This window comes from Streptomyces catenulae (genome assembly GCF_000718015.1).
Classification (GTDB): Bacteria; Actinomycetota; Actinomycetes; order Streptomycetales; family Streptomycetaceae; genus Streptomyces; species Streptomyces catenulae.
Genome location: NZ_JODY01000034.1, coordinates 1 through 17,756, shown reverse-complemented (window position 1 = coordinate 17,756; position 17,756 = coordinate 1). Strand labels below are relative to the sequence as shown.

Sequence of the window (17,756 nt, the reverse complement as noted above, 5' to 3'; positions counted from 1 at the left end):
CATTGGCAAGAAGAACACGGGAGTACAAAAATGAACCGCAGTGAGCTGGTGGCCGCTCTGGCCGATCGTGCCGAGGTGACCCGCAAGGACGCCGACGCCGTTCTGGCCGCTCTCGCCGAGACCGTCGGTGAGGTCGTCGCCAAGGGCGACGAGAAGGTCACCATCCCCGGCTTCCTGACCTTCGAGCGCACCCACCGTGCCGCTCGCACCGCTCGTAACCCGCAGACCGGCGAGCCGATCCAGATCGCCGCCGGCTACAGCGTGAAGGTCTCCGCGGGCTCCAAGCTCAAGGAAGCCGCCAAGGGCAAGTAAGCCCCTCAGCACGGCCTCAAGGGCGGCCGCCCCCTCCCCGGGGTGGCCGCCCTTCGTCGTACCCGCAGGTGGCCGCCCGGGGCGCGTTCCCGCCCGGCGCGCGCTCCCCGGGGTGCGCGGGGCGGTCGCAGGCGCCCGTACGCGCCCGTGAACGCCCGTGAACGCCGCGCTGCGGACCGGACGGGCGGCTCCGGGCAAAAGGGGACGGGACGGCCGCCGGGCGCCGCCAGCGGGGCGGACACGGGCCGGATACGGCGGAAGGCCGCCCCCGCTCCGTATCGGGAGCGGGGGCGGCCTTCGTGTCGCGGGGGCGGCGGGTCAGTCCCGCAGGTCGCCGTTGGGCAGTTCGACCTTGCCGCCGAGGCTGACGAGCTTGTCCATGAAGTTCTCGTAGCCGCGGTTGATCAGGTCGATGCCGTGCACCCGGGACGTGCCCTGGGCGGCGAGCGCCGCGATCAGGTACGAGAAGCCGCCGCGCAGGTCGGGGATGACCAGGTCGGCGCCCTGGAGCTTGGTCGGGCCGGAGACGACCGCGGAGTGCAGGAAGTTGCGCTGCCCGAAGCGGCAGGCGGAGCCGCCCAGGCACTCGCGGTAGAGCTGGATGTGGGCGCCCATCTGGTTGAGCGCGGAGGTGAAGCCGAGCCGCGACTCGTAGACCGTCTCGTGGACGATCGACAGGCCCGACGCCTGGGTCAGCGCCACGACCAGCGGCTGCTGCCAGTCGGTCTGGAAACCGGGGTGGACGTCGGTCTCCAGCGCGATGGCGTCCAGCGAACCGCCCGGGTGCCAGAAGCGGATGCCCTCGTCGTCGATCTCGAAGGCGCCGCCGACCCGGCGGAAGGTGTTCAGGAACGTCATCATCGAGCGCTGCTGCGCGCCGCGGACGTAGATGTTGCCCTCGGTGGCCAGCGCGGCGGACGCCCAGGAGGCGGCCTCCAGACGGTCCGGGAGGGCGCGGTGGGTGTAGCCGTCGAGCTTGTCGACACCGGTGATCCGGATGGTCCGGTCGGTGTCCATCGAGATGATCGCGCCCATCTTCTGGAGCACGCAGATCAGGTCCTCGATCTCCGGCTCCACCGCGGCGTTCGACAGCTCGGTGACGCCCTCGGCCAGCACCGCCGTCAGCAGCACCTGCTCGGTCGAGCCGACCGACGGGTACGGCAGCCGGATCTTGGTGCCGCGCAGCCGCTGCGGGGCCTCCAGGTACTGCCCGTCGGCGCGCTTCTCGATCGTCGCGCCGAACTGCCGCAGCACGTCGAAGTGGAAGTCCACCGGACGGCCGCCGATGTCGCAGCCGCCCAGACCCGGGATGAAGGCGTGGCCGAGGCGGTGCAGCAGCGGGCCGCAGAAGAGGATCGGGATGCGCGAGGAGCCCGCGTGCGCGTCGATGTCCGCGACGTTGGCGCTTTCCACGTGCGACGGGTCGAGGACCAGCTCACCGGCCTCCTCGCCCGGCCGCACGGTCACCCCGTGCAGCTGGAGCAGGCCGCGTACCACGCGGACGTCACGGATGTCGGGAACGTTGCGCAGCCGGCTGGGGCCGCTGCCGAGCAGGGCCGCGACCATGGCCTTCGGTACGAGGTTCTTCGCACCGCGAACCCGGATCTCGCCCTCCAGCGGGGTGCCGCCGTGGACAAGGAGTACGTCGTCAGTAGAGACGGTCATGGATCTCGCGTTCCTGGAGACGGGCAGGGCCAAGGAGAAATGGTAAGGGGGCCGGAGGGGGTGTCAGGCGGCGCGAGCGGGCTTCCGGCCTGTAAGGGCTTTGTCACAACACGCTCGGCTACGATCATTCTTTGTTCTGTAATCGCCAGTTGGCCGAAAACAGGGTTATTTGTCCTGAATATGGCATCTGGGGTGGGTGGTGTGCGCCGGTGCTGCCGCCGTACGCCCTGCCCTGCACTCGTACAGGTGTGGGCATTGACTCCCCGCTCCGGCCCGAAGTGCGGGATCATGTCGCCATGACCGAGGTGTCCTCGCTCACCGGCCGACTGCTCGTCGCGACCCCCGCGCTCGCCGATCCGAACTTCGACCGTGCGGTGGTGCTCCTCCTCGACCACGACGAGGAGGGCTCCCTCGGCGTGGTCCTCAACCGCCCCACCCCGGTGGGCGTCGGCGACATCCTCGCGCCCTGGGCGGCGCTGGCGGGCGAGCCCGGGGTGGTCTTCCAGGGCGGCCCGGTGTCGCTGGACTCCGCGCTCGGCGTGGCGGTCATGCCCGGCGGGTTCGCCGGGGCGGACGACGTCCCCACCCTGGAGAGCGGGGTGCGCCCCGGTCCGGGCGGGACCGCCGCCGCCGGACCGCGGCCGGACGACACCCGGCACGGCGGCGCGCCGGGCGAGGAGCCGCTCGGGTGGCGGCGGGTGCACGGCGCGATCGGCCTGGTCGACCTGGAGACCCCGCCGGAGCTGCTCGCCACCGTCCTGGGCAGCCTGCGGATCTTCGCGGGGTACGCGGGCTGGGGCCCGGGCCAGCTGGAGGACGAGCTGAACGACGGCGCCTGGTACGTCGTCGACTCCGAGCCGGGCGATGTCTCGTCCCCCGATCCCGAGCATCTGTGGCGCGCGGTGCTGCGCCGTCAGCGCAACGAACTCGCGATGGTGGCCACGTATCCGGACGACCCGTCGCTGAACTGAGTCACCGGGCCTGGCGGTCCGTCGCCGCCCGGGCGCGTCGTTCAGTCCGTCGGCCCATCGGATCCGTTCTCCCGTCCGGTCTCGGCCAGGGCGAGGAAGCGCTCCGCCAGGGGGTGGGCGCCGCGTTCGGGGACGGCCAGGCGGACGGTGACCGGCGGGGCGTTCTTCAGGCGTACGTAGCGCAGCCCGGGGTGGGTGTGGCGGCGGGCGAGGGATTCGGGGGCCACTCCGACGCCGTGACCTGCGGCGACCGCCTCCAGCCACTCGTCGACGTTCCCGGCGGTGCAGGCCAGGCGGGGCCGTCGGCCCGCGGGCCACAGCTCCGGACCGGTGGAGCCGGTGACGGTGTTGACCACCAGCGGCAGCCCGGCCAGTTCCGCCCAGTCGAGGACCCGGCGCCGGGCGAGGGTGCGCAGCGCCGCGGCGTCGCCGTCGGCGCCCGGGCCCGCCGGACCGGGGGCGGCGGCGCGGGCCAGGGCGGCGACCCGGGGTTCGTGGAGCAGCACCGTGGTGCGGACCGCGGCGCCGTGGGGGAGCGCGCCGCGGACCACGGCGACGTCGGACTCCCCGCTCTCCAGTCCGGCGAGCGGGGCGTCCCGCCGGACGAGGCGGACGCCGGTGCCGGTGGCGGCGGTGAAGCGGGCGTTCAGCGCGGTGCAGGCGGTGGGCAGCAGGGAGGTGAAGCCGAGCCGCAACGGCGTGAGCTGCGCGGGGGCCCGTAGTGCGGCGGCCAGGCGGGGCAGCAGCGGGGCCAGGTCGGCGTGGAGCCCGCGGCCCGCGGCGGTCAGCTCCACCCGGCGGGTCGTACGGTCCAGCAGCCGGACGCCGAGCGCCGCCTCCAGGGCGCGGACGGTGCGGGTCAGCGCGGGCTGCCCGATCCGCAGCCGGGCCGCCGCGTAGGTGAAACTGCGCTCCTCGGCGACCGCGAGAAACCCGCGCAGATGCCGCAGCTCGACCCCGGAGCATCCGTCGAGGGCGCCGAGCGCGTCCAGGGCGCCGGGAGCCGGAGCGGGCGGGGGCTCGGCGGGCGGATGTCCGGTGGGCGGGTGTCCGGCGGGCTCGGTCATCGTCTCGTTCTCCTGCCGCTTCGGTGGTCCGGCGGTGCCGGGGCGGCGGACCGCGTCGGCGGCGGCGCGCCCCGTATGCCGCGCTGCGTACGCCGTCCCATGTGCGCCGTCCCGCGCATGCCACGCCGCGTACGCCGCGCCGCGTATGCCGTTCCACGCCACCGCACTTATGCCTCACCAGCATAAATACCCGCCCGTGGGCATTTCCCCGGGCATCCGGAGAGTGCCTACGTTTCCCCGGTCGGTGCGGGGCGCCGATGGCCGGTCCGTCCGTGACCGGCCCGTTCCGGGGGTCAACACCCCGGTGTGGCAGGGGAGTTGAGCGCGGTGCGCGGAGTGGTGCTGCTGATGCCGGGGGCGTTCGCCCTCGGTCTGGACGCCTATGTGATGGCCGGGCTGCTCCCGGTGATCGCCGCGGACACCGGGACCCGGGTGGCGCTCGCCGGGCAGCTGGTGACGGCCTTCACCCTCGCCTACGCGCTCGCCGCGCCGCTGGTCGCCGGGGCGCTCGCCGGGGTACGGCCGCGCCCCCTGCTCCTCGCCGCGCTGGCGCTCTTCACGCTCGGCAACGCCCTGACCGCGGTGGCCCCGACCCTGGGCATGCTGCTCGGGGCACGGATCGTCGCCGGTGCCGGGGCCGGGGTCTATGCGGCGCTCGCCACGGCAGCCGCCGCCGCGCTGGCGGGGCCCGAGCGGCGGGGCCGGGCGCTGGCGCTGGTGATGGGCGGGATGAGCACCGGCACCGTGCTCGGTGTGCCGCTGGGCGTGCTGCTCGCCGAGCGGGCCGGGTGGCGCGCCACGATGTGGCTGGTCACCGGCTTGGGCGCGGTGGCGCTCGCCGGGCTGGCCGCGCTGCTGCCGCCGGTTCCGGCCGGGCCCGCGGTGCCGCTGCGCGCCCGGCTGGCCGCGCTCGCCGACCGCGCGGTGGCGCCCGTCGTCGGGGTGTCGTTCCTCGCCGCCGTCGCCAGCCTCGGGCTCTACACCTATCTGGCGCCGGTGCTCGCGGCGGCCGGGGGCGTCCACGAGGTCACGCCGTACCTGTGGGCGTGGGGCGTCGGCGGGGTGCTGGGCAGTGTGGCCGCCGGGCCGCTGGTGGACCGTACCGGCCGGGTGCGGGCGCTGGCCGGATGGCTGCTGGTGGTGATCGTCGTGGCGCAGGCGCTGCTGCCGGTGACGGCTCCGGTCGCGCTGCCCGCGGTGGCGGCGCTGCTGGTCGTCTGGGGCGCGGTCGGCTGGGCGTTCCAGGTGCCGCAGCAGCACCGGCTGCTGGCGGCGGGCGCGGAGCGCGGCACGGTCGCCCTCGCGCTCAACAATTCGGCGCTCTACCTGGGCTCCGCGGTCGGCTCGGCGCTCGGCGGGCTGGCGCTGTCGGCGGGGCCGGCGCCGTCCGCGCTGCCGTGGGCGGCGGCCGGGGTGGCCGCCGCCGGTCTGGGCCTTCACCTGGTGGGCGCCCGGCGCTCACGACACGCCGGGAGCCTGGGTACCCTTGGCAGGTATGAGCACTCTTGAGCCCGAGCCCGAGCGCGGGGCAGGTACCGGAACCCTCGTGGAGCCGACACCGCAGGTGTCGAACGGCGACGGCGATCACGAGCGTTACGCCCATTACGTCCAGAAGGACAAGATCATGGCGAGCGCGCTCGACGGCACCCCCGTCGTGGCGCTCTGCGGCAAGGTCTGGGTGCCGGGCCGCGACCCGAAGAAGTACCCGGTCTGCCCCATGTGCAAGGAGATCTACGAGTCCATGGGCGCCGGTGGCGACAAGGGCAAGGGCGGCAAGGACGGCGACGGCAAGAAGTAGCCGAGGCGCCGTCCGGGGCGGCCCGGTCGGCGCGGCCGGTCGTCCGGCGCGGCCCGCCGGGTGCGGACCGCCGCGCGGGGCCGGTGCGCCGCAGCGGTACGCGGCCGTGGCAGTACGCGGGTGAGGGCCCGGGTTCTTCGTGAACCCGGGCCCTTCGCCGTGCCCGGGGCCCGGCCGTCGCCTCCGGGGGCCCGGAGCGTCTCCGGCCGCCCGGGTGTCACCGGTCCGTACCGACTGGTGGAGACCTCTGGCGAACCCTTGTCCGACCGGGCAACGCCCCTTAATCTCCTCTGAGTTGTGCACTGCGAAACGCTCGTTGCGTATGTTGCAACACTCTTGGAGGTCCCGTCATGCACCTCTCCGCCCGTCTGGCCGCCGCCGGAGCGGCGCTCGCCCTGACCGCCCTCACCGCCACGGCATGTGCCCCGGCCACCTCGGACGGCGCCGCCGGAGGCGACTCCCGGACCGGCACGCTGCGGGTCTGGCTCTTCCGGGAGGTCGGCAACGCCCCCAAGGAGAAGGTGGTCCGGCAGGCCGTCGCCGATTTCACCGCCGCCCACAAGGGCGTGAAGGTCACCGTCGACTACATCCCCGTCGACACCCGCGCCCAGCGCGTCAAGGCCGCCTTCAACGACCCGTCCGGCGCCCCCGACGTCATCGAGTACGGCAACACCGACACCGCCGGATACGTCGCGGACGGCGGACTCGCCGATGTGACGAAGGAGTTCGGCGCCTGGTCCGAGGCGAAGGACACCGACCCCACCGCCCGGCGCTCGGTGACCGTGGCCGGAAAGATCTACGGCGCCCCGCTCTTCGTCGGCGTCCGCGCCCTCTACTACCGCACCGACCTGTTCGAGGAGCTCCACCTCCGGCCCCCGGCCACCCAGGACGAGATGGCCGCCGCCGCGCGGAAGATCCGGGCGGCCCATCCGGAGATGTACGGGCTCGCCGTCGGCGGCGCGTACACCTACGGCGCGCTGCCGTTCCTCTGGTCGGCCGGTGGCGCCCTCGCCACCGAGAAGGACGGCGCCTTCACCGCCGCCGTCACCACCCCGGCGGCGCGGAAGGGCATCGCCGCGTACACCGGTCTCTTCGGCGACGACAACTGCCCGGCCGCCAAGTGCGCCGGGATGAACGGCAACGACACCGTCACCGCCTTCGCCGCCGGACGCGCCGGAATGGCCATCGGCGGCGACTTCAACCACCGGGCCGTCGAAGCGGGCAAGGTCAAGGGGGAGTACGGCGTCGTCCCGCTGCCCGGCCGGAAGAAGGGCGAGATCGCCCCGGCGTTCGCGGGCGGCAACAACATCGGTGTGCTCCGCAGCACCTCCCACCGCACCCTCGCCGTCGACCTGATGAAGCGGCTGGCCGGAAAGGAGACCCAGCGCGGGCTCTTCGACGCGATGGGCTTCCTGCCGACCTTCACCGACATCCGCGCCGCCGCCGCGAAGCGGCAGCCCTACGTCAAGCCGTTCGTCGACACCCTCGACGCCGGGGCGGAGTTCGTACCCGCCGCGCCGGGCTGGGCCACCGTCGACGCCTCGCTGGTGCTGCCGACGATGTACCAGCAGATCGTCAGCGGCCGGAAGAGCGTCGACGCGGCGGCCACCGAGGCGGCCCACGCCATGGACGGGGCCTTCCACAAGTGACCGCCCTCCGCAGCGGGCCCCGCACCGCCCGCCTCCGCCCCCGTGCCGCGCCGCGCGACCCCGCCCGGCGGCACGGCGGCTGGACCCCCTGGCTCTACCTCGCCCCGGCGCTCGCCGTCCTCGGCGCGCTGCTGGTCTACCCGATCTACCAACTCGGCCTGATCTCCTTCCTCGAATACACCCAGGCGCAGGTCAGCGGCGGTCAGCCGACCACCTTCCAGGGGCTCGGCAACTACGCCACGCTCTTCGGCGACGGCGAGTTCTGGTCGGTCCTGCTCGCCACCGTGGTCTTCGCCGCCGCCTGTGTCCTCGCCACCCTCGCCACCGGCTGCGCCCTCGCCGTCCTGCTCACCCGGGTCCGCGCGCTGCCCCGGCTCGCCCTGATGCTCGCCGGGCTCGGCGCCTGGGCGACGCCCGCCATCACCGGCTCCACCGTCTGGCTCTTCCTCTTCGACCCCGACTTCGGCCCCGTCGACAAGGCGCTGACCGCCCTCGGGATGAGCGGCTTCGCCGACTTCTCCTGGACCTACGACCGCTACACCGCCTTCGCGCTCGTCCTCCTCGAAGTCGTCTGGTGCTCCTTCCCGTTCGTGATGATCACCGTCTACGCCGGGATCCGCGCCGTCCCCGCCGAGATCGTGGAGGCCGCGGCGCTGGACGGCGCCTCCGCCTGGCGGATCTGGCGCAGCGTCCTCGCGCCGATGCTGCGGCCGATCCTCGTCGTCGTCACGCTCCAGTCGGTGATCTGGGACTTCAAGCTGTTCACGCAGATCTATGTGATGACGGACGGCGGCGGCGTCGCCCGGCAGAACCTCGTCCTCAACGTCTACGCCTACCAACGGGCCTTCGCCTCCTCGCAGTACAGCCTCGGCGCGGCGATCGGCGTCGTCATGCTGCTGCTCCTGCTCGGCGTGACCCTCGTCTATCTGCGGCTGCTGCGCCGCCAGGGGGAGGAGCTGTGAGCGAACCCCGCACCCGGGAGGCCCACGCGCCGGAGGAGGCCGTTCCGTCGGCCGGGGTCCCGGCGGCGCGTACGGACGGACCGGGCCGTACGGACGGACCGGGCCGTACGGACGGACCGGGCCGTACTGCCAACTCCGCCGGTCAGGGCGGTGCTCCCCGCCCCGGCGCTCCCCACCCCGGCGGCTCCGTCCGGCCGCGCCGCGGCCCCCGCCGTCCCTGGCGGCTCGCCGCCGAGGGCGTGACGCTGCTCATCGCCGGTGTCGTCGCCTTCCCGCTCTACTGGATGGTCCTCTCCGCCTTCAAACCCGACGCCGAGGTGCAGTCGGACTCCCCGCGCCCCTGGACGCTCGCGCCCTCCCTCGACGCCTTCCGACGCGTCTTCCAACAGCAGGACTTCGGCCGCTACTTCCTCAACAGCCTCGTCGTCGCCGGGACGGTGGTCGTCGCCTCCGCGCTGATCGCCTTCCTCGCCGCCACCGCCGTGACGCGGTTCCGCTTCCGCTTCCGCACCACGTTGCTGATCATGTTTCTGATCGCGCAGACGGTGCCGGTCGAGGCGCTGACCATCCCGCTCTTCTTCCTCCTGCGCGACGTCGGCACCGCCGTGCCCGGCATCGGCCTGAACACCCTCGGCTCGCTGATCCTGCCGCACCTCGCCTTCTCGCTGCCGTTCGCCATCTGGATGCTGCGCGGCTTCGTCCGGGCCGTCCCCGAGAGCCTGGAGGAGGCCGCCTCCCTGGACGGCGCGAGCCGGGCCCGCTTCCTGTGGCGGATCCTCTTCCCGCTCGTCCTCCCCGGGCTCGTCGCCACCAGCGTCTTCTCCTTCATCTCCACCTGGAACGACTTCCTGTTCGCCAAGTCGTTCCTGATCAGCGCCACCGAGAACTCCACCCTGCCGATGGCGCTGCTGGTCTTCTTCAAACCCGACGAGAACGACTGGGGCGGCATCATGGCCGCATCGACCGTGATGACCCTCCCCGTGCTCGTCTTCTTCGTACTCGTACAGCGCCGACTGGTCTCCGGCCTCGGCGGCGCGGTGAAGGACTGAAGGGTCACGGCATGCAACCCCACCCCACCGGACACCCCGGCACCCCCGACCACACCGTCATTCCGCTTCCGCTCCGGGCCGAAGCCCTCCCGGACGGCGACGCGTGCGTCCTCGACGCGGCCACCGGCATCGACGCCGGACCCGGCACCGAGGACACCGCCCACTGGCTGCGCACCACCCTCGGCGCCGCCACCGCCCTGCCGCTGCCCCCGCACCACGACGGCTGCCGCACCCGCATCCGGCTGCGTACCGACCCGGACACCGCCCGCCGCCTCGGCCCCGAGGGCTACCGCCTCACCGTCGACGGCGCCCTCCTCACCCTCGACGGCGGAAGCCCGGCCGGGGTCTTCTGGGGCGCCCAGACGCTGCGTCAACTTCTCGCCACCGATTCCGCGGACGTCTTCCGGCGCGCGCCCGTCGCCCCGGACACCCGCGCCCGGTCACTGCCGCCGCTGCGCATCGAGGACGCGCCGCGCTTCGGCTGGCGCGGCATGATGCTCGACGTCGCCCGGCACTTCACCCCCAAGGACGGCGTCCTGCGCTGGATCGACCTGCTCGCCGCGCACAAGCTCAACGTCCTGCATCTGCACCTCACCGACGACCAGGGCTGGCGGGTGCCGATCGACCGGCACCCCGAACTCACCCGCACCGGCGGCTGGCGCGCCCGCACCAAACTCGGCCACCGCGCCTCACCGCTGTGGAGCGACATCCCGCACGGCGGCCACTACACCAAGGACGATCTGCGCGAGATCGTGGCCTACGCCGCGCGCCACCACATCACCGTCGTCCCCGAGATCGATATCCCCGGCCACTCACAGGCGGCCATCGCCGCGTATCCGGAACTCGGCAACACCGACGTCATCGACACGACCTCCCTCTCCGTCTGGGACACCTGGGGCATCAACCCGAACGTACTCGCCCCCACCGACAACGCCGTCCGCTTCTACGAGGAGGTGCTGGAGGAGGTCCTGGAACTGTTCCCGTCGCGCTACGTCCACCTCGGCGGCGACGAGTGCCCCAAGGAGCAGTGGAAGGCGTCCGACACCGCGCAGAAGCGCATCGCCGACCTGGGCGTCGACGGTGAGGACGGCCTCCAGAGCTGGTTCCTCGGCCATTTCGCCCGCTGGCTCGCCGACCGCGGACGCTGCCTCATCGGCTGGGACGAGATCCTGGAGGGCGGCCTCCCGGAGGGCGCCGCGGTCTCGTCCTGGCGCGGCTACGCCGGGGGCGTCGCCGCCGCCCGCGCCGGACACGACGTCGTCATGTGCCCCGAACAGCAGGTCTATCTGGACCACCGGCAGGACGCCGGGCCCGACGAGCCGGTGCCGATCGGCTTCGTCCGCACCCTGGAGGACGTCTACCGCTTCGAACCCGTCCCCGACGCCCTCACGGAGACCGAGGCGGCGCGGGTGCTCGGCACCCAGGCCAACGTCTGGACCGAGGTCATGGACAGTCAGGAGCGCCGCGACTACCAGGTCTTCCCGCGGCTGGTGGCGCTCGCCGAGGTCGCCTGGTCCCGGCTGCCCGCCCCCGCCGACCGCGACTACCAGGAATTCACCCGCCGGATGACCGCCCACTACCCGCGCCTCGACGCCCTCGGCGTCGCCTACCGCCCGCCCGGCGGCCCCCACCCCTGGCAGCGGCGCCCCGGAGTGCTCGGACGCCCGATCGACGGGCCGCCCCCGAACGTGTGAGCCGCCGTACGAACGGAGCGCCCGTCCCGGGGCCGGACGACCGGCCGGTCCCGGGTGCCGCGGGCGCCCGGCGCACCCGGAAGACCCCGCGCCACCGCCGCCGTACGGGCCCGCCGCGGTGGACGAAAGGGGACCAGCGCACCGTTCGGGACGGAACACCGCTTCGCGGACCCTCGCGCCGTGCCCCCGCGAGAATGTGCCAGAGTTGCCACGTCCGGACCGTGAGCACGTACCGTACGGCGAGCGGAACTGCCGGGACACCGGGGAAGGGGCAGCTGGCTTGACCACGCACGCACCGCAGGCGTCGCACACGGTGACGTTGCCGGCCTCGCTCGACGAGGCGGTGGCGGCCCTCGCCGCCATGCCCGCCGCCGTACCCGTCGCGGGCGGCACGGACCTGATGGCGGCGGTCAACGCCGGACTCCTCAGACCCGCGGGCCTCGTGGGCCTCGCCCGGATCAGTGAAATCCGCGGCTGGCAGTACCAGGACGGCCACGCCCTCCTCGGCGCCGGACTCACCCTCGCCCGCATGGGGCGCCCCGACTTCGCCGCGCTGATCCCGGGGCTGGCCGCCGCCGCGCGCGCCGCCGGGCCCCCGCAGATCCGCAACGCCGGGACGCTCGGCGGCAACATCGTCAGCTCCGCGCCGACCGGCGACACCCTGCCGGTGCTCGCCGCCCTGGAAGCCACCCTGGTCATCGCGGGCCCCGGGGGCGGCCGCCGCGAGATCCCGGTGAGCCATCTGCTGGCCGGTCGCGAGATGCTGCGCCCCGGCGAACTCGTCGGCTACGTCCGGGTGCCGCTGCTGCACGCCCCGCAGACGTTCCTCAAGGCCACCGGGCGCACCGGCCCCGGCCGTGCCACCGCCTCCGTCGCGCTGGTCCTCGACCCGGCGCGGCGCGGGGTGCGGTGCGCCGTCGGCGCGGTCGCCGCGATGCCGCTGCGGCCCCTGGAGGCCGAGCAGTGGGTGGCCTCCCTCATCGACTGGGACGGCGAACGCGCCCTGGTCCCGGAGGCGCTGACGGCCTTCGGCGACTACGTCGCGGCCGCCTGTATCCCCGACCCGGCGCCGCCGCAGGACGGCTCCGAGCCGCAGACCCTGCCGCCCGCCGCGCTGCATCTGCGCCGTACGGTGGCGGCCCTGGCCCGCCGCGCACTTGGGAGGGCGCTCTCGTGAGCGACGACAACCGCAGGCCGCAGTCCGAGCAGGGCTGGCAGCCGCTGCCGCAGGGCGGCGAGTACGAGCAGGAGGCCACGGCCTTCGTGCAGCTGCCGGAGGGGTTCACCACCGCGGCCCTCGGCGGCGACTACTACCCCCCGGGCGCCGACCCGCTCGCCGCGCCCGGCCACGGCTACGTCCCCCCGGCCTCCTTCACCCCGCCGATCCCCGGCGCCGGGACCGACCCGACGGCCACCGGCCAGTGGACGATGCCGTTCGCCGACCCCTCCGCCGGGTACGCCGACCCGTCGGCCGGATACCCCGCCCACACCGGCCAGCAGGCCGGTCCCACGGGCACCCCGCCGCACGGCACGCCCTGGGGCGGTGAGCACGTCGAATGGCCGGTCGCGGGCGGCCCGGAAGCGGCCGGTGGCGCCGGTCAGTGGACGGTCCCGGGCGCCCCGGACGACGTCCTGGAGGAGTCCGGCGAGTACCTCGTCGACGACGGCCGGGCCCCGCACGCCCCGGGCGGCTACCCGGCCACCGGGTACCACTACGACACCGCCGCCCCCGGGGGCGACCCCTACGGCGGCCAGGACACCGGCCACCCCGCGCCCGACCCGTACGGGTACGCCCCGTCCGGTGACACCTACGGCGGACAGGGCGGCTACGGCGGCCACCCGGCCCCGCAGGACCCGCTGTTCGGCGGCATCGCCGAGGAGCCGTACCCGCGGCCCGGCACCGACCACGGCGTGCCCCACGACACCGCCCACGGCACCGGCGACGCCTACGCCACCGGCGCCCCGGAGGCCCCGGCGCCGATGACGCCCGGCGGCGGCAGCGGCCACTGGTCGCTCCCCGCCGACGCACTGGCCCAGTGGCCCCCGGCCGAAGGCTCCGCACCCGCCCCGCAGGCCCCGGCCCACCCGGCCGACGCCCCGGCGGACACCGGTTCCTGGACCGTCCCGGCCGCCGGTGAACAGCCCGACGTCTCCGGCGAGTTCCCGCTCGACGCGGTACGCGACGGCGCCTACGGGACGTACGGCGGGTACGGCACACCCGGGTACGACCCGGCCCACCCGGAGGCGGCCCACCCGGAGGCGGCGCACCCGGAGGCGGCGCACGCCGAGGTGGCGCACGCCCCCGGTGAGGTGGACGCGCCCGCCGCCGAGCCCGCCCCCTTCGCCGCCGAGCCGGGTACGGACGCCCCGGCCGGGCACGGTGTGCCCGCGCCCGGCGACCACGGAGTCCCCGCGCCCGGTGACCACGGCGCGCCCGTTCCCGGTGACCACGGCGTGGACGCCGTGCCCGAACCGGCGCCGCCCGTAGGGGAGTTGCCGCTCGCCCCGGAGCCGTCCGCCGCCCCGGGTGACCACCCCGCCGCGGAGCCCTTCGCCGCGGGCGACCCGTACGTCCCCGGGGAGCCGCCCGCCCCGCAGCCGGGCGCCGAGCCCGCGGCCGACGGCCCGCCCGCCGCCGACGCCCCGGGCGCCCCGGTGCCGGAGGCTGCCGCGGCCGACGCCCCGGGACAGCCCGCCCACGAGCCCGTCGCGCCGCCCGTCGCCGAGGCGGCCGTCGCACCGCCCGTCGCCGAGCCCGGTGCGGCGCTCCACGGCACGCCGCCGCACGGCGTCCCGGTGCCGGAGGTGGCCCCCGCCGACGCTCCCGTAGCCGATGCTCCCGCGGCCCCGCCGTCCGGCGAGCCCGCCGCCACCGCGCCCGAGGGCGCGCACCCGGAGGCCGCGGCCCCGTTGGACGCCGAGGCAACCGACCTCACGGCAGCGGCGGTCGAGCCCGCCGAAGGTGCCGAGGCCGTACCCGGGGACGACGCCCCGGACCCGGCCGCCCCCGGGGGGCCCGACGCCGCCGCGCCCGAGGGCCCGGAGGCCGTCGGTCCGGAGTTGGCCGGTCATGCGCCGGACGCGCCGGAGGTGGCCGTTCCCGAGGCGGCGCCGCAGGTGCTGGCGGACTCCGGTCCGGACACCGCCGGGGCCGACGCGTACGCCGAGGAGCATCCGCACGCCTCGTACGTGCTGCGGGTCAACGGCGCCGACCGGCCGGTCACCGACGCCTGGATCGGCGAATCGCTCCTCTACGTGCTGCGCGAGCGGCTCGGGCTCGCCGGGGCCAAGGACGGCTGCTCCCAGGGGGAGTGCGGCGCCTGTTCCGTCCAGGTGGACGGGCGGCTGGTCGCCTCCTGCCTGGTGCCCGCCGCCACCACCGCGGGCAGCGAGGTCCGCACCGTCGAGGGGCTCGCCGAGCACGGCCGCCCCTCCGACGTACAGCGCGCCCTCGCCGAATCCGGCGCCGTCCAGTGCGGTTTCTGCATCCCGGGCATGGCGATGACCGTCCACGACCTCCTGGAGGGCAACCACGCCCCCAGCGAGCTGGAGACCCGGCAGGCGCTCTGCGGCAACCTCTGCCGCTGCTCCGGCTACCGCGGGGTGCTCGACGCCGTCGACACCGTCGTCGCCTCCCGCCGCCGGGCCGCCGAGGCCGCCGCGGAGGCGGAGGTGTCCGAGGAGGCGGCGCACATCCCGCACCAGCCGGGCCCCGAGGAGCCCGCCCCGCACGGGGCGCACGACCAGGGCCCGCACGCCCCGGCCGAGCACGGTGGCGCCCCCACCGGCCACGACCCCGACGAACCCCACGGTCCGGACGCACCGCACCGGACGGGAGGCCCCGCATGAGCGGCACGACCGACGCAGCCACCGCGACCCCCGCCGCCGGGGTGCCGACCCCGCCCGTCGAACCGCCGCCGCACGGCCTGGGCGTCTCCCTGCCCTCCGCCGACGCGTCCGCCAAGACCCAGGGCACCTTCCCGTACGCCGCCGACCTCTGGGCCGACGGGCTGCTGTGGGCGGCGGTGCTCCGCTCGCCGCACCCGCGCGCCCGGATCCTCTCCCTCGACACCCGGCAGGCCGCCGAACTCCCCGGCGTCCGCGCCGTCGTGACCCACGCGGACGTCCCCGGGGACGCCGGGCACGGCCGCGGCGTCGCCGACCGTCCGGTGTTCGCCAAGGACGAGGTGCGCCACCACGGTGAGCCGATCGCCGCGATCGCCGCCGACCACCCGGACACCGCCCGGCTGGCCGCCGCCGCCATCGCCGTCGAGTACGAGCTGCTCGACCCGGTCACCGATCCGCAACTCGCCTTCGAGGCCGAGCCGTTGCACCCGGACGGCAACCTCATCCGGCACATCCCGCTCCGCTTCGGCGACCCGGAGGCCGTCGGCGAGGTGATGGTCGAGGGGCTGTACCGCATCGGCCGTCAGGACCCCGCGCCCATCGGCGCCGAGGCGGGGCTCGCGGTGCCGCGGCCCGACGGCGGCGTGGAGATCTACACCGCCTCCACCGACCCGCACGCCGACCGCGATCTGGCCGCCGCCTCCTTCGGCCTCGACCCCGAGCGCGTCAAGGTCGTGGTGACCGGCGTGCCCGGAGCCACCGCCGACCGCGAGGACCCCGGCATCCAGCTCTCCCTGGGCCTGCTGGCGCTCCGTACCGGCTGCCCGGTCAAGCTCGCCGCGACCCGCGAGGAGTCCTTCCTCGGCCACACGCACCGCCACCCGACGCTGCTCCGCTACCGCCACCACGCGGACGCCGAGGGCAAGTTGGTGAAGGTCGAGGCGCAGATCCTGATGGACGCGGGAGCCTACGCGGACACCTCCGCCGAGGCGCTGGCCGCCGCCGTCTCCTTCTCCTGCGGCCCCTACGTCGTCCCGCACGCCGTCATCGAGGGCTGGGCGGTGCGTACCAACAACCCGCCCTCCGGCCATATGCGCGGCGAGGGCGCGATGCAGGTCTGCGCCGCCCACGAGGGCCAGATGGACAAGCTCGCGGCGCGGCTGGGGCTGGAGCCGGACGAGATCCGGCGGCGCAACATCATGGCCACCGGCGATCTGCTGCCCACCGGCCAGACGGTGACCTGCCCCGCACCCGTCGCCGAACTGCTGCGCTCGGTCACCGAGGCGCCGCTGCCGGACCTGCCCAAGGACACCCCCGCCGCGGAGTGGCTGCTGCCGGGCGGTCCGGAGGGCGCGGGCGAGCCGGGCGCGGTGCGCCGCGGCGTCGGCTACGCGCTGGGCATGGTGCACATGCTGGGCGCGGAGGGCGCCGACGAGGTGTCCACCGCGACGGTCAAGGTCAGCGGTTCGGTCGCCACCGTCATCTGTGCCGCGGTGGAGACCGGCAGCGGTTTCTCCACGCTGGCGCGGCAGATCGTGCAGGAGACGCTGGGCATCGAGGAGGTGCACGTCGCGGGCGCCGACACCGATCAGCCGCCCGCCGGACGCGCCTGCCACGGCCGCCACACCTGGGTCTCCGGCGGCGCCGTCGAACGGGCCGCCAAGATGGTCCGTACGCAACTGCTCCAGCCGCTGGCCCACAAGTTCGGGATGTCCACCGAGCTGCTCCAGATCACCGACGGCAAGATCACCTCGTACGACGGGGTGCTCTCCACCACCGTCGCCGAGGCGCTGGACGGCAAGGAGCTGTGGGCCACCGCGCAGTGCCGTCCGCATCCGACGGAGCCGCTGGACGAGTCCGGGCAGGGCGACGCGTTCGTGGGGATGGCGTTCTGCGCGATCCGCTGCGTGGCCGACGTCGACATCGAGCTGGGCACCGTCCGCGTGGTGGAGATGACCGTGGCGCAGGACGTCGGGCGGGTGCTCAACCCCCGGCAGCTGCGCGCCCGGATCGAGGCGGGGGTGACCCAGGGGCTGGGCGCCGCGCTGATGGAGAACCTGCGCACCACGCGCGGCCAGGTCCGCCACCCGGATCTGACCGGCTACGCCCTGCCGACCGCGCTGGACGCCCCGGACATCCGCATCGTCAACCTCGTCGAGGAGCGTGACGTGGTCGCCCCGTTCGGCGCGAAGGCGGCCAGCGCGGTGCCGGTGGTGACCGCCCCCGCCGCGGTCGCCTCCGCGGTCCGCGCGGCCACCGGCCGCCCCATCGGCCGCCTCCCGATCCGCCCGCAGGCGGCGGTGGCCCAGAGCGCCCAGGGCGTCCCGCAGGGGGCGCAGGCGTAAGCCCCCGGAACGCGCCTGAAGGCGGTCCCCGCCGAGGTCGGGGCCGCCTTCAGGGCTTTCCGGGCATCCGCTCCGGACGGCGCGCGGAGCATGACGACGCGACGGCGCGCCGCCCGGGGAACGAACGCCACAGAGGGCGGTCCACCCGCAGCGGGACCGCCCTCTGTGAGTCCCTGCACGGGACCGGAGGCCGTGGCGGGAATCGAACCCGCGTAACTCGCTTTGCAGGCGAGTCCCTCAACCACTCGGGCACACGGCCGGGATGAGGTGATGCAGCGACTGTAGGCAGCTGTGGGTGGGCCCCGGAAGGGGGTGGGGCGGCCTGCCACGAGGTCGCAACACGGGGCAACACGGGGCAACACGGGGTTCACGGGAGGGGCGTGCGGGGCGCGGGGGAG

13 protein-coding genes and 1 tRNA gene are annotated in these 17,756 nt (G+C 75.0%); 11 read left to right on the top strand and 3 right to left on the bottom strand.

The features are described from left to right. The first annotated feature begins 30 nt into the window (after positions 1-30). On the top strand, positions 31-312 hold the full coding sequence (locus IF23_RS0125430) for an HU family DNA-binding protein (RefSeq protein WP_004951951.1): 282 nt from the start codon (positions 31-33) through the stop codon (positions 310-312). Between the two features lie 318 nt (positions 313-630). Here the strand turns inward: IF23_RS0125430 and murA are convergent, their stop codons facing one another. Further along, the gene (gene murA / locus IF23_RS0125425; RefSeq protein WP_030287561.1) at positions 631-1,977 is read right to left on the bottom strand and encodes a UDP-N-acetylglucosamine 1-carboxyvinyltransferase; all 1,347 of its coding nucleotides are present in this window, start codon (positions 1,975-1,977) and stop codon (positions 631-633) included. A gap of 296 nt (positions 1,978-2,273) precedes the next feature. Between murA and IF23_RS0125420 the strand changes: the two genes are divergently transcribed. Then, positions 2,274-2,948, top strand: coding sequence for a YqgE/AlgH family protein (locus IF23_RS0125420; protein WP_030287559.1), 675 nt, complete (start codon positions 2,274-2,276; stop codon positions 2,946-2,948). A gap of 41 nt (positions 2,949-2,989) precedes the next feature. Here IF23_RS0125420 and IF23_RS0125415 read toward each other — a convergent pair whose 3' ends face one another. Further along, on the bottom strand, positions 2,990-4,015 hold the full coding sequence (locus IF23_RS0125415; protein ID WP_078654253.1) for a LysR family transcriptional regulator: 1,026 nt from the start codon (positions 4,013-4,015) through the stop codon (positions 2,990-2,992). 306 nt (positions 4,016-4,321) lie between these two features. On the opposite strand from IF23_RS0125415, the gene IF23_RS0125410 reads away from it, so the two are divergent. The 9 genes from IF23_RS0125410 (at position 4,322) to IF23_RS0125370 (ending at position 17,358) form a co-directional block, all read left to right on the top strand. Next, positions 4,322-5,524 (top strand): MFS transporter, encoded by a 1,203-nt coding sequence (locus IF23_RS0125410; RefSeq protein ID WP_245655108.1) that lies wholly within the window; start codon positions 4,322-4,324, stop codon positions 5,522-5,524. Beyond that, complete coding sequence (locus tag IF23_RS0125405; RefSeq protein ID WP_030287553.1) at positions 5,511-5,813, top strand: DUF3039 domain-containing protein; 303 nt, start codon at positions 5,511-5,513, stop codon at positions 5,811-5,813. The genes IF23_RS0125410 and IF23_RS0125405 overlap by 14 nt, the downstream gene beginning before the upstream one ends. A gap of 350 nt (positions 5,814-6,163) precedes the next feature. Next, positions 6,164-7,462 (top strand): extracellular solute-binding protein, encoded by a 1,299-nt coding sequence (locus tag IF23_RS0125400; protein WP_030287551.1) that lies wholly within the window; start codon positions 6,164-6,166, stop codon positions 7,460-7,462. Further along, a complete protein-coding gene (locus tag IF23_RS0125395) occupies positions 7,459-8,424 on the top strand; it encodes a carbohydrate ABC transporter permease (protein ID WP_030287549.1) in 966 nt (321 codons plus the stop codon). Before IF23_RS0125400 ends, IF23_RS0125395 begins: the two co-directional genes overlap by 4 nt. Positions 8,425-8,663: 239 nt before the next feature. Beyond that, complete coding sequence (locus IF23_RS0125390) at positions 8,664-9,473, top strand: carbohydrate ABC transporter permease (RefSeq protein ID WP_051739894.1); 810 nt, start codon at positions 8,664-8,666, stop codon at positions 9,471-9,473. Positions 9,474-9,484: 11 nt separating this feature from the next. Beyond that, complete coding sequence (locus IF23_RS0125385; RefSeq protein WP_051739889.1) at positions 9,485-11,167, top strand: beta-N-acetylhexosaminidase; 1,683 nt, start codon at positions 9,485-9,487, stop codon at positions 11,165-11,167. A gap of 280 nt (positions 11,168-11,447) precedes the next feature. After that, complete coding sequence (locus IF23_RS0125380; protein ID WP_030287543.1) at positions 11,448-12,344, top strand: FAD binding domain-containing protein; 897 nt, start codon at positions 11,448-11,450, stop codon at positions 12,342-12,344. Further along, the gene (locus IF23_RS0125375; RefSeq protein ID WP_051739888.1) at positions 12,341-15,016 is read left to right on the top strand and encodes a 2Fe-2S iron-sulfur cluster-binding protein; all 2,676 of its coding nucleotides are present in this window, start codon (positions 12,341-12,343) and stop codon (positions 15,014-15,016) included. The genes IF23_RS0125380 and IF23_RS0125375 overlap by 4 nt, the downstream gene beginning before the upstream one ends. Then, positions 15,013-17,358, top strand: coding sequence for a xanthine dehydrogenase family protein molybdopterin-binding subunit (locus tag IF23_RS0125370; protein ID WP_030287540.1), 2,346 nt, complete (start codon positions 15,013-15,015; stop codon positions 17,356-17,358). The genes IF23_RS0125375 and IF23_RS0125370 overlap by 4 nt, the downstream gene beginning before the upstream one ends. 187 nt (positions 17,359-17,545) lie before the next feature. Here the strand turns inward: IF23_RS0125370 and IF23_RS0125365 are convergent. Beyond that, positions 17,546-17,617: transfer RNA gene (locus tag IF23_RS0125365), tRNA-Cys, on the bottom strand. Positions 17,618-17,756: the final 139 nt, after the last annotated feature.